Here is a 14,007-nt window from a genome sequence, read left to right on the forward strand (position 1 = left end):
CCTCCTATATAAATGCATCATCTTTGATATTATTAACACATACATTATGGTAATTTGCTCCATACTTTTCAAATACCACTTTATTATTTTCTCTCAACATATAGTCCTGATTTGTGATTTCTACCGAAGCATACCTGTCGCTATAAACAATGCCCGTGTAAAACCCGATTTTTTGGACAATAAACGGAATTCCCAGTAATAATGTTTCTGTATCTGTATTCTTTACATCTGATAGATAATTGCAAAGTTTAGAAAATACTTTACCTCTAATCCAGAAGCTTCCTCCTATTGGTGTTAATGGTGCACTTGTCTGCTTAACATTAACGCTCACCTGGATTTTCTGGAGGAGCTGGCATACCTCAGTATAATGATTCATCCAACCGTCTCCCATATCCGAAAAAAGTCTTCCATAATTCGGAACCGGTGGAATCAGCATTCCCAGCCGATTATTTTCTTCAAACACTTTTATCAAATATCCCATATATGCCTTATTTCCTAAAATATTTTCCCAATCCGAATACTGCCATGACACGTCGTTGCTATAAGGCTTTTGCTTTTCCAAATCTCTCATGTGCAAAATACCAATATACTGATATCTGTCACAGCAAATACTGGAAATTTTTCTAAGGACTGCTGAATAATCTTCTGTATTGTACATCTCATTATGGGTATGGTTTCCAGTATATTTAAACACAAGCTGTCCTATCTCTTTTATAGCCTTTATATCCTTACCCAGCAAATAAACATCTGACCAAGGCGGTATATTTTTCAAAAACCGTCTATACCAGCCTAAACATTTTCCCCACTCCACAATAATAAAAACCGCCGTACTACCCTGATCCGGTTTTTTCTCTTCATCCCCATAGGTTGGCAGGATATAATTAAAATGCATATCGCGCTGTATATCTCCCAGATTTTCAAGGCGGAGGATGTTATCCCAAATCACATCTTCATCATAGTCCAGATTATCACGCATATACTCATACGCTTCAACGGAAGGCTCGCCACATGAGTTCAAAAGAAAATCTGTATAATCAGTGAAAAAGGATCTTCTTTTAATTATTGGGCATCTTTTTTTCTTGATTAAATCCTTAATATAAAACATATTAGGACAGTACGCATACCCTTCATACTCATCAGTATTAACATATACAGCCCACTTAAATCCCAAATCTTCAAAATGTTTTGTTAAGATTGTCTCATACTCAACAATAGATTTTTGATAAGACTCCGGGTTTTGCATATTGAAAATAAAATCCTTATAATGATAACTTAAAAAAAGACTTGGACGCATAACCAGGAAAAAAGACTGGATATGTTCCGGCAAATAACCATATGACAGCATTCCAAAAGGATCTGGATCCACCTTATGATGTTTTGTAATACCCCAGAAATCTACATCTCTTTCTTTCATCTCATCAAACATCTCAGAAAAAGGATAGAGAGGACCAAAAAAAGTATAATTCATAAGTATTACTTCATCAAATTCTGCCAATTTTTTAAACCCTATATAAAACAGGCCCTCACGGTATCCACCAACATCCAGACCTAAATTAGCACGGCAATATATATCATCAGAGTATGTCTTCAGTTTTTCCAGACCTTCTCGTTCAATATATCCATTACCAATTACTAATATATATTCGACACTTTTTCGCAAATCCTCAAGCATCTGACAAATATAGTCATCTACAACTCCGTCTTTATCAAAAAAGAGGAAGATAGCACAACGTCTGATATTTTCATTTTTTAAAATCATAACCTTTGAGCTCCTTATTCCTCGCGCTTTGGTGAATATGAACGGAGGTGATTCAACAATTCCCTAAAAGGCTCCACTCCCACCTTTTTGAATTCTGCCTTATTCAGCTCCCTGTTCATGTAATTCCAGTTGTCCAATTCTATTCTTGCATAAGAATCAACCATAAGCCATGCCGGATAATATCCCTCTTCTTGTACACAAAAAGGATAAATCCGTTCTATCGCATGCAATACCGTAGCATCATCGGCTATTGGCTCCTCCGGCATTTCATCATATTGCCAGTCATGTGCAAACAGACACCTTAACGCTTTTGGTCTAAACCAGAACATAGATCCTAGAGGCGCTACAGGCTCTTTCTTCGGATCCATATTTACATGGATATCTAACGTCTCCGCCAGCTGCTTTGCTACCGTAAAGTTTTCTCCCCACTCACCTTTTCCTGTGGTTGGATAATAAGGACCATGATTCGGAATCGGCGGGGTCAGCATTCCAAGGTATGGCTCCTCCTCAAATGTAGCCACTATATTTTCAATAAATATTTCATTTTTCATTAGATTTTCAAAGCACTTGTAGGACCAAGACTCACCCAATGACATAGGTATCACCTGATACACCCTTTTATCATGCATTTTACAAATCAAATCATATTTATCAACAATATCTTTGCATCCTACAATAAATGGAGCTACATCCCTTCCACGGTTTCCTACAATACGAAATTCTATATTGTGTGGGAAATCAGCAAATGCCTTTTTTACCGTTTTCAATTTTTCCAAAGAGGGAACCGTCACATATACATCCGTACCTTCCGGCATATGTTCTGCATAACTTCTGCAATAAAATGCCAGATTCTCATAATATATGTGTAAAATCAATGCCAGCTTTAATTTATTACTTCTATTTTTATTTTTAAGAACTTTGGAAGACAAAACATAATTTAAATGCATACGCTTCTTAATATCCGCCTGATTCTGAGTCCTTAAAATATTTTTCCATATCAGACCACAATCATAATTCAATTCTTTATCTATGAAATCAAAAGCATCTCGAGTCGCCTCTCCGCCACTTCTTTCCATTGCTTCTCCGTATTCATGGTAAAATGACCTCTTTTTCATAATCGGGCATTTTTTTTCTTCTATCATATAGCGTGGAAAATCTCTTAGTGGATCATAAGTATACCCCTCGAGTTCTTCACTTGAGGCATAAACTTCCCATTTATAACCCAAATCCTGAAATCTTTTTGTAAATGTGGCTTCATGGAACCCTATTGCTTCTTCATATCCTTTAATTTCAGGGAATTCTACCCAATAATCCTGAAACTCTTTACTCTTCACCAGACTCTGTCGGAAAACCATAAAGAAGGACTGGATATGCTTCGGTATATAACCATACTCAATTGTACCAAACGGATCAAATGATACTTCATGAAAATTAGTAATCCCCCAAAAATCAATATCTCTTTTCTCCATTTCCCAGAACATCTTTGTAAATGGGTACAGCGGCCCGTACATAGTATCATTGCAAATAACTACCTCGTCATACTCTGTCAATTCTGTGAAACCCGGGCGTAAAATTCCTTCTTTATATGCCGTAACATCATACCCGATATTTTCTCTGCATAAAACTTCATCTGCAATTTCTTCTATACGTCTTAATCCATCCTCAGAAACTTTGCCGTTACATACTACCAGCAGATAAGATACAACCTGTTTAAGTCCATTTAAAAAAACATCATTGTATTCATCTACAATTCCGTCCCTGTCAAAGAATACATATACTCCATATCTTCTTACAATATCTTTTTTTATAATCATAATAAACCTCTTCCAGCATATAACAACAATTATTGAATCTCAACGGATGAATCCATATCAAAAAATCCAACAGTGTTTTTATCGGAAATCACATCAATATTGCATATATCATAAAGCCTGTGATAAACAGTAAATTTATTGTCTGTAAATCCCACACATCCCAACGATAACAGATATGCCTTTCCCTGAAGATTCATATTCTGTGTAAATGATATGATTTTTTCTTCTCCAGCTTTTACAGGACCCGAAGAAATATTTTCATACATTGTATTAGTTCCCGTTATCTCTGTGCCCTGGTTGTCTTTTATTGTAAAAGCAAAAATAGGATCCTGGAGATTCTGGTTAAACTTTACCTTCATGCGAATAATAAAGTCTTTGCCTTTTACAATACCAGAATTTATTTTACCATTATCATCAATAATCGCAAAGTCAATAATTTCAGCCTGTTTTTCTCCGTAATCCAATAAATTGGGGTTTAATTCAAGTCTGGATTTCCAAAGCCCTCCGCCTGCCTGTTTTTTCTGTAATATATCTTCTTTACTACCCCCCATACCTTGTTCTATAACTTCCGCATCCTTGTTGACCAGAACCTGTTTGTATAAATCCACAATTCTTTTAGGTCTTCCCTCTGCCAATTTTTCGCCTTTATTTAACAGAATTACTCTGTCACAATACTTGGAGATACTTCCCAAATCATGACTGACAAAAAGAATTGTCTTCCCCATTTTTTTAAATTCTTCAAATTTATGATAACACTTTACCTGAAAAAACACATCTCCGACGGACAATGCTTCATCAACAATTAAAATCTCCGGATCTATATTAATTGCAACTGCAAATGCCAAACGTACAAACATACCACTGGAATATGTTTTAACCGGCTGATAAACAAAATCTCCAATATCTGCAAATGCTAAAATATCTTCCACTCTGGCATCTATTTCTTCCTTTGAGAATCCCATCATGGTACCATTCAGATATATATTCTCTATTCCTGTATATTCTTGGTTAAAACCAGCACCTAATTCAAGAAGCGCCGAAATCCGACCACTGACCTTAACCGCTCCATCTGTAGGATTTAATACCCCTGTAACAATTTTCAAAATCGTTGATTTTCCAGAACCATTTGTTCCGATAATACCAACGCATTCCCCTTGTTTCACGTCAAAAGAAAGATTCTTCAGGGCATAGTGCTCTTTGTATTTTTTCTGTCTGGTTAAACCCAATGACTCTTTCAGCCGATCCATCGGTCTATCATACAATTTATACATTTTCGATACATTCTTAACCAGAATTGCTTCTTTGCTCATCCTTATTCCTCTCTTATAAAATATCTGCAAAATGCACTTTAAGCCTTTTGAAAATTACCGTCCCGACTACAAATACAATGGCTGTAAACACCCAATAATAAAAAGTCAGATCAAACCGTTCCCAAAACCAGACCTTGTTAATCAATGCATCCCTATACCCATTTACAATATAGTACAGAGGATTTGCCTTAAAGGCAGTAATCAGCCAACGCGGAAACTGAGCTCCCAAAACTTCAATGTTCCACATGATAGGAGTCATCCAAATTCCTACCTGAAGAACAATATTGATAATCTGGGTCAGATCCCTGAAAAAAACTACAATAGCACTTGTAGCATAGCAGATACCAAGTGTTAATACAAACATTGCAAAAGTATAATATATTACCTGAAGAGTATATAAATCCGGAAAGTAACCATAGGCAGAATAGATAAGCAAGGTAAAAGCAACGAAAAAAACATGCACAAATAGTGCTGACATTTCCTTAACAATAGGAAGAATACTAATTTTAAAAACAACTTTTTTTACCAGATAACTATACTCTATCAGTGCATTAGTTCCAGCATTTAATGTGTCCTGAAAGAAAAACCATGGTACAAGACCAGCTACAAGCCAAAGTACAAATGGAAAATTTCCAACATCCCCACTTCGCAATCCAACTTGAAATACAAACCAGTACACCAGAACTGTAATAATAGGCTGTACAAATGCCCATGTGATTCCCAGATAAGAACCGGCATACTTTGTTTTAAAATCATTTTTTGACAGCTTCATAATAATTTGTCTGTTCTGAACCAATTCTATTGGTAAGCTTGAAAACTTTTTTCTAAACAAAAACAATATGAGACATGCCAAATCAAATACTACAGCATATGATATGTTCTTAGCTAATGAAACAATAGCTAAATGCTTCTGCACCTGATTTTGTATAAAATGGGGGCCTATCTCCGCAGAAACATATGGATCTTCCCCAACTACTTCCATTTCCAGTATATCGGAATCAACTTTCTTAATTTGCAGATTATTTATTTCCAAAGCATTGTCTGTTCCAAACTGTTCTAAATTAAGAGAAGTTCTCTCCCCCTTGTATTCATAATAGGCATTTTGTATCTTAAAAATTTTACCAGCATCTCCCAAATCCAGCCGGATAGCACTGTTCAGCGAGTCAATTGTATATTCCAATTCTTGAATAGAATTACTTCCTGTGTACTGCTCCATCTTGGAATTTATCATATCAAATATCCCGGTAGAAGAGTAAAATACAGTAATATCTGCTGCAGCATCGGCCTCAATAGACAAATGTAGTATCACATCATCACTCTTTGGTGCCCGATGTGTCAAAATTCCAATGTTGATTAATATTAACGCAACCAGCATTATTAAAATCATTAATTTCTTCTTAACAGACATATTTATTTAATCTCCTTCTTTGAAAGACTTAAAAGGTTTCTTTCATTCCTTTCCAATGTCTATCTTTCTCCGAAATTATTAATTTCATTTCGGGACGTATCGGCCATTCAACTCCTATTTCCGGATCATCCCAGGCCAAACCTCCTTCATCATTCGGATGGTAAAAATCTGTACATTTATAGGCAAATTCGGCAGTATCCGAAAGTACTAAAAATCCATGCGCAAAATTTTTAGGTATAAAAAACTGTTTCTTATTTTCTGCTGAAAGAATCACACCATGCCATTTTCCGTAGGTATCTGAGCCCTTTCTCAAATCCACGGCTACATCATATACCTTGCCACTAACAACTCTGACCAGCTTATCCTGAGGATATTTTATCTGAAAATGGAGACCTCTCAGCACACCATAGCTTGAGCTGGATTGATTATCCTGAACAAAGTTCATATCAATTCCTGCTGCTTTATAATCATTGTAATTATATGTTTCCATAAAATAGCCCCGTTCGTCTCCGAAAACTCCCGGTGTAATTACTTTTAGTCCTTCAATTACACACGTTTCTACTGTAATCTTTCCCATCATCAGTCTCCTTTGCCAGTTAAAATCTTATTTATTTTTGTTGGGTCACCCCAGATGCCAGGTGAATCATAGATTCTTTCCGGATAAACTCCATAGTCCAGTCTGATTTTGAGATTATGCTCTTTTATGAATTTCTCTGTTTCCTCCGCTAACGAGTGTGGTTTACCAGTACAGCAGTTAATAATCCCGGAAATCTCTGTCTGCTCTGCAACAGCGACAATCTGCTCTGCAAGTTGCCCAACTTTGATAAAATCATATTGATTTTTACCTGTTGTAAATGGAAATGTATCTTTTCCCTCCAAATCCGCCTTCATAATCTTAGTAAAAATCGAGTTGTTTTTCATATCATCTCCCAAGATATAAAAGCCTCGAATCCACTGCAGACATACATCGTATTGTTCTGCCATTTCCAGACACATCTGACGCAATGAGTTTTTTGCAATGCCATAAAGTGATTTTGGATTTGTTGGTGTGTTTTCATCAATTGCACCTTCCCAGTAGCCTACCTCATGCATGCTTCCCATAACCACAAAGTGCTTACAACCGCTTTCCATCATCTGCCTTAAAAATAAGTAATGCTTGGGTAAATCGATAATATGACTGTCATCGTTATGAACAAAACCGTTTCGCCATGCCAGATGTATGCACAGTTCAGGCTCCATCAGCCTCTTATAGATATTTTCTTTAATTTCAAAAATATTTTCATTTAAACGTACAGTACGCTCGTCCACATTGGAAAAGTTCACATCTGAGGCATATACCTCATGACCATGATTTAATAACAATTTCACAATATGGCTGCCGATATAACCGTTAGCACCAGTTACTAATATTCTCATATCTTCACCACTTCTCTTTCTAATGTCACAGGAGTTCTTCAATACTATCTCCCAGTTCCCAAATCACATGAAAACAAAAATGCAGTGTCGTATCACCAGCCACTGCATTTAGCCAAATTATTTGATATTAAAAACAAATTACCCACACATTCTTATCGGGTTTCAGGTAATAATAGCTTGTGACATTGTTATCCATTTCTTATACGTATAAAACATCTTAGCTATTATAGCATCATTCCTTCTTAAGCGCAACTCTAAAAGCAACTATGCCTTAACCCACTTTTCAAAAAATATATGATCCTTATAGGTCATTGTGCTACATTCTACTTTGTCCAAACCAAGCTTGTCGAATGCAGCAGGTGTCATAAAATATAGATAATTAAAATCTGTTTTACCAGACGGCAGGGTTATTCCAGAAATTGTTCTTACCGTACCGTCTTTTTTATATGCTTTCATGATTTTTCTTGCTTCCTGTACCGCCTCAGCACTCTCTGCTTTTTTCAAATCGTTCAGCGTTTTTGTATCATTATCTCTGAATGCCTTCAGATATTTTGTTAAGGCTCCATTTCTGGCAACTTCAAACTGTTGTTGCTGGTAAATGACAAAACTCAGTGTAGTCGGAAAACTTCCGTTTTCAGAACGATTCAAAATTGTCATAGCAACTGCAGCCTGCCCCGCCAAGCCCTGATTTCCCGCCTCTGTATATAGGACAGCTGCCAGAAATTCATCTTCTGTAATATCCGTTCCAATCTGTGGATCTGTCAGATATCTGCCTTCTAACTTATAAGAGCGGCCATTCAAAGGATCTTTTGCCGTAATGTAACCAGTCTCAATTAATATACCGTCGACATTAAATTGATATACTGTATTATCGATTTCTTTTGTTCCAGTAACTGCGGCACCATTATCATCTGGATCAAAATATAATCTCCAATCCTTTGTAAGTTGAAGCCAGCCTTTATAGAATGATCCATCATTATTTACAAAATACTTCTTTCCATCTATTATGGGCATACCTGACCTTTGCATAACACCATTTGTATCAAAATAATACGTCTTTGAACTTATATCTTTAAATCCTGTAACAGCGGCCCCGCCGTTTTGTGGGTCAAAGTATAGTCTCCAATCTGGAGTCAACTGCAGCCAGCCTGTATAAGCAGAACCATTGTCCGTAAAATAATATTTTTTTTCGTTAATTACTGACATAAATGATTTTGCCATAACACCGTTTGAGTCAAAATAATATGTTTTTGAATTAATCACGGAAAGACCCGTCGCTGCTGCACCTCCGTCACCCGGGTCAAAATACAATCTCCAGTCTGGAGTCAACTGCAGCCAGCCTGTATAAGCAGAACCATTGTCCGTAAAATAATATTTTTTTCCATTAATTACTGACATAAATGACTTGAGCATAACACCATTTGAATCAAAATAATATGTTTTTGAACCAATCGTATAAAGGCCTGTCGCTGCTGCACCTCCGTCATCCGGGTCAAAGTACAATCTCCAATCTGCAGTCAACTGTAACCAACCTGTATACACTTTTCCAGTAGAAATCACATAATATTTTTTGCCATCAACCACAAACATTCCGGAAGGTATTGGACCCATGATTCCATCCGAATCAAAATAAGATAATTTGCCTTCTATTACTCGCATGCCAACAACAGCAGCGCCCTCATCTAAAGGATCAAAGTATAATTTCCATGAGCCTAATTGAAGCCAGCCTGTCTGCAGTATACTATTGACAAGATAATATTTTTTCCCATTATAAGTTGGAGTTCCATTGCCCTCAAATCTGACACCATTTGCATCAAACAGGTATTTGCTCCCATCAATTACCTTGATACCATTTACCGCTGCTCCTCCTTCATTTGAATCAAAGTATAGCCTCATTCCCATAAGATTAAGCCAGCCTGTTAATTGTTCTCCCATACCTCCAAACCAATATTTCTTTCCATCTATCACCGGAGTCCCTGTTAAAGTCCTTCCTTCAGGATCGAAATAATATGTTTTTCCATCTAATACTTGCCAGCCTTTTAACTTCGCGCCATCCTTAACATAATACCGATTACCATTGCTATCTGTATTCCATCCTTCTTTTAAATCCAGACCCAAATATTTAGCAATTCCTTTAGCGTCTGCTTCACCGAGTTTTTTTAAACCCGTTTCTGTACTTAAATAGTTCTTGAAATCAGATTCATTATTCAAAAAGCCATGTTCCACAATAATAGACGGAACATTCAGTTGCTGACCATATCTGACAATACCAAAGTAATCAGACTTACTTCCATCTGTATAGTTTCCATCGCCTTCTTTAACAACAAGTCCCCTGTCATTAAAGCCAAGATTAATCAGTTCCTTTAAAATTGTGGTAGCCAGATTTTGTCCGGCGACAGCATTCGCAGGATTATATGTTCCGATTTTAGCTACCATAGCTTCAACTCCATTGGCAGTCGTCGTAGTTTCATTCGTTGTTCCTGCAGAATTTAAATGTATACTGACTAATAATGATGCCCCTTTTTCACTGGCGAATTTTACCCGTTCTTCAATTGATGGACTTGTCGTTTCATCTCTTGTTAAGTACACTTCAACATTCCCGTATTGCTCAAGAGCCTCCTTGGCATAACGGGAAACCTTCATAACAAGCTCCTCTTCTCGATATGTAATCCCATTCCACGTCTTATAAGTTCCGGGGGAGGCTTTACTATGTCCCGGATCAATTACAACTACAGGCTTTTTAGCTATCTTGGATTCGATAAGTGATTGTGATGTGTTTTCACTGGAATTTTGTGCAGCCTCACTAATTGCATTTATATCTATTTGGACATTTGATGCAACAAATTCGTCAATATCTTCTTCGCCTGCATCCTGCTTTTCCTCTATTATATTTGGAACCTGTTGTCCTTCTTCATTATCTAGTGTCCTGAGGTCTTTATTAAACGAAGCTCCATTAATTTTACCTGATATTTCTATTAACGATGTATCCTTATTCAAATGGAAAGAAGCCACATTCTGGATTATCTCATATGCTTCAACTTCCATTCTGGTATCATCGTCCAAAACAGTTAAAATGAGGTCTGAAAGTATATCACTTTCATTACCTAATTGAATAAAAACATTCTTATCCTGCTCTGTAAGCGATTCAAAAATATACCCCAGGTCAACCCCTGCAGAATCAACATCAGAATCCATATTGGATTCTGATGTCTGTATTTGCGGATTATCATCAGTTGCGTCCCCTTGATCTACATACATTTCTGAAACAGGATTCTGAATAGCGGCAGCATACACCAGTGGTTCACTTGTAAATAATGTAAAAGCACATAATATATATGCGGTGAGTTTCTTTATCTTCTTGTTTATCATGATTATCCTCTTATCCTCCCAAAACAAATTACTGAAATCTTGCGTTTATACCACCGGATCTGTGGGATCAACACTTCCTGAGATTTTAGGCAGTGTTGGCTTGCCAAAAGGCATTGAAAAATTATCACCAATCTGAACCTGCGTTCCCAAGCTGCAGTGATCATAAATCCATTTGGCGTCTCTTACACATAATCTGATACAGCCATGGGAGGCCGGGCTTCCCAGCTTATTATACTCGCCTGCCGGTACTGTGTGGGTAGGATCGCTGGGACTTCCTGTTGCAACTGAATGGAATAAAACACCTCCAACAACTCTGGTCGCATATTTTCCCCAGGAAGGACCCATTAATTCCTTCAAAGTATATTTAGCGGATGTATAAAAAGTACCAGCCGGTGTTGCAGTACTTGGCAAACCAACGGAGCACAACATAGACCTTACAGGAATTGTATATCTTCCGGCAGAGTCTTTAGCATAGGCTGTAACAACATTATTGGTTCTATCCACCACCAGTTTATAAGGCCCCGGATATTGATAAGACAAATCGGTTAACCCCACACCACTGCCATCGACATAAATTTTTTCTCCATTTATTTTAACCCATGTATTGCGAAGCATCTCACCATTAGAGCCAAAGTAATACTGTTTTCCATTCAAGAACTGCGTCCCTGTTCCCAAAACTCCATTATTATCGAAATAATAAGTTTTTCCTCCTATTACCGTCATCCCCGTGGCAGCAATACCTGTATCAGGATTAAAGTAAAGTTTCATTGAGCCCAGCGTGACCCAACCCAGCACCACTGTTCCATCAGAGTTAAAACAATATTTGTTGCCATTAATTACAACGGTTCCACTTCCAGTCAACCAAACACCATTGCTATCAAATGCATACCTTTTTCCATCTATATTTTGGACTCCAGTAGCTGCTGCTCCGGTATTCTTATCAAAATAAAAAGTCCATGCACTTATCTTAACCCATCCGGTTTCAACGGAACCATCGGGATTAAAACAATATTTTTTTCCATTAACAACTTGTGTTCCGATACCTGTCAATTGGATCCCATTTTGATCAAACACATATTTTTTTTCCTCAATATTAGCTAATCCAACCGCACCCTCACAGGTTTCTTCATCAAAATACATTTTCCAGTTGCCTAAAACAAGCCACCCAGTATTCAAAGAGCCATCTGACGCAAACCAGTATTTTTTTCCATTGATTACTGGGGTGCCAGGCTGTGCAATCAAGACTCCATTATTATCAAATAAATACCTCTTGCCTTCTACATAAGAAAGTCCGATTCTGGCTTCACATGTTTCTTCTTCAAAATACATCTTCCAATTCCCAAGATTAAGCCACCCTGTCCTCAATGAACCGTCTTCACTAAACCAGTATTTTTTTCCATTAATTACTGGGGTGCCCGCGTATACTTGCATCACTCCATTATTATCAAATATATACCTTTTTTCACCAACAGATGTCAAACCAATCCTGGCTTCACATGTTTCTTCATCAAAATACATCTTCCAGTTTCCAAGATTTAGCCACCCTGTCCTCAATGAACCATCTTCACTAAACCAATATTTTTTCCCATTAATTATTGGAGTCCCTGCATAGCCCTGCATCACACCATTATCATCAAAGATATAACGCTTTTTTTCAACCAATGTTAAACCAATCCTGGCTTCACATGTTTCTTCATCAAAATACATCTTCCAGTTTCCAAGATTTAGCCATCCGGAATTCAGCGTCCCATCCTGATTCATCCAATACTTTTTCCCATCAATCTGAGGGGTTCCAGATCCCCTATACAATATACCATCACCATTAAATATGTATGTTTTCCCTTGAATCTCGGTTTTCCCTGTAACGGCTGCGCCATCCTGATCTGGATTAAAATACAGTCTCCAAGTTGGGCTCATATCATACCAGCCTGTAAAATTCTTACCATCAGAGTAGACCATATACTTCTCACCATCAATTACCTTTTGTTCCAACGTTGTATTTGATGTGGGATTTATTTCTATGGTTTCTTGTGAAACCACATTCTCTGTAGGCGCAGTCTCTTTTTCTTCTGGAGTCAAACCCTCTGCGGATTTTTCTGTCTGTCCTTCTGAACTCCCACACTCCGAAGACACTCTTATCCGTCCTCCCTGCTGATTCACTTCAGTATCTCCCAGAACGCTCATTGTCATTGCAAAGAACAACATACCTGTCAAAAACGATACAACCAGCTTTTTCTTCATATCTGATCCTCCTTATCTATATATATTTAATTATTCTATTGAATCTGCTTTATTATAATCTTAGCCGGAGGAGCATCGCTATGAATAGTATCATGATACGCAAGGATAAGCTCATCTTCCTTTTGCCTCAGCGAATACGCAACTTGCGCAGTGAAGCTTTTGTTTTTTTCAATTGCCTCTGGAACCTTAATTTCATCAAAATAGTATAATTCAAATGTTTTTGATTCGTCCAAGGGCATGAGTTGGAAACGCATATCATCAATCAGTAATGCTTCATCAGATAGATTCTTATATGTATAGGTTATAAGTACGACTTTATCTGGATTTGGTACATATTTGCTTCTTTTATCCGTATACTCAACACTGTTTATGATTAGATCATAAGAAATATTTTCTGATGAAACTTTTATGAGATCACCAACTTCATATTCAATGCTGTTTTTTAAATCTATGGGCTTTGCGGATGGAACCCCTTCTCCAGTTTTGGACAGGCCATCCTCTTCCTTCTCATCCGTTGACTCCGAAATACTTTTGTCATCCTCTGCCTTTATTTTGCTATTTTGGCTATTCCTGTTCGAGCAGGCGGTTAGAGTTAATCCCCCTAGCAACATTATCAATCCGAATCTTTTTAAAAAAGACATATATGATATCTTCCTTCCTTTTTTTACGATAACAAAATCATATATCAAA

General features: G+C 37.2%; 9 protein-coding genes. All 9 read right to left on the reverse strand.

What is annotated here, in order from left to right; genetic code table 11:
* Positions 1-4 precede the first annotated feature (4 nt).
* Positions 5-1,759, reverse strand: coding sequence for a rhamnan synthesis F family protein (locus KNL20_RS11355; RefSeq protein WP_230397862.1), 1,755 nt, complete (start codon positions 1,757-1,759; stop codon positions 5-7).
* Between the two features lie 14 nt (positions 1,760-1,773).
* Positions 1,774-3,573, reverse strand: a complete 1,800-nt coding sequence (locus KNL20_RS11360; protein WP_230397863.1) for a rhamnan synthesis F family protein — start codon at positions 3,571-3,573, stop codon at positions 1,774-1,776.
* A gap of 29 nt (positions 3,574-3,602) precedes the next feature.
* Positions 3,603-4,883, reverse strand: coding sequence for an ABC transporter ATP-binding protein (locus KNL20_RS11365; protein ID WP_230397864.1), 1,281 nt, complete (start codon positions 4,881-4,883; stop codon positions 3,603-3,605).
* A gap of 13 nt (positions 4,884-4,896) precedes the next feature.
* Positions 4,897-6,291 carry an ABC transporter permease gene (locus KNL20_RS11370; RefSeq protein WP_230397865.1) on the reverse strand — a complete coding sequence of 465 codons (1,395 nt, stop codon included), beginning with the start codon at positions 6,289-6,291 and terminating at the stop codon, positions 4,897-4,899.
* A gap of 28 nt (positions 6,292-6,319) precedes the next feature.
* Positions 6,320-6,868 (reverse strand): dTDP-4-dehydrorhamnose 3,5-epimerase, encoded by a 549-nt coding sequence (rfbC, locus tag KNL20_RS11375; RefSeq protein WP_230400100.1) that lies wholly within the window; start codon positions 6,866-6,868, stop codon positions 6,320-6,322.
* A gap of 2 nt (positions 6,869-6,870) precedes the next feature.
* A complete protein-coding gene (locus tag KNL20_RS11380; protein ID WP_230397866.1) occupies positions 6,871-7,707 on the reverse strand; it encodes an NAD-dependent epimerase/dehydratase family protein in 837 nt (278 codons plus the stop codon).
* A 264-nt stretch (positions 7,708-7,971) separates the two neighbouring features.
* Positions 7,972-11,076, reverse strand: coding sequence for an N-acetylmuramoyl-L-alanine amidase (locus KNL20_RS11385; protein WP_230397867.1), 3,105 nt, complete (start codon positions 11,074-11,076; stop codon positions 7,972-7,974).
* 45 nt (positions 11,077-11,121) lie between these two features.
* Positions 11,122-13,317 (reverse strand): L,D-transpeptidase family protein, encoded by a 2,196-nt coding sequence (locus tag KNL20_RS11390; protein ID WP_230397868.1) that lies wholly within the window; start codon positions 13,315-13,317, stop codon positions 11,122-11,124.
* A 35-nt stretch (positions 13,318-13,352) separates the two neighbouring features.
* Entirely contained in the window at positions 13,353-13,958 is a 606-nt protein-coding gene (locus KNL20_RS11395; RefSeq protein ID WP_230397869.1) for a hypothetical protein, read from the reverse strand.
* Positions 13,959-14,007: the final 49 nt, after the last annotated feature.

Origin of the sequence: Novisyntrophococcus fermenticellae (assembly GCF_018866245.1) — a bacterium.
GTDB classification, from domain to species: Bacteria; Bacillota; Clostridia; order Lachnospirales; family Lachnospiraceae; genus Novisyntrophococcus; species Novisyntrophococcus fermenticellae.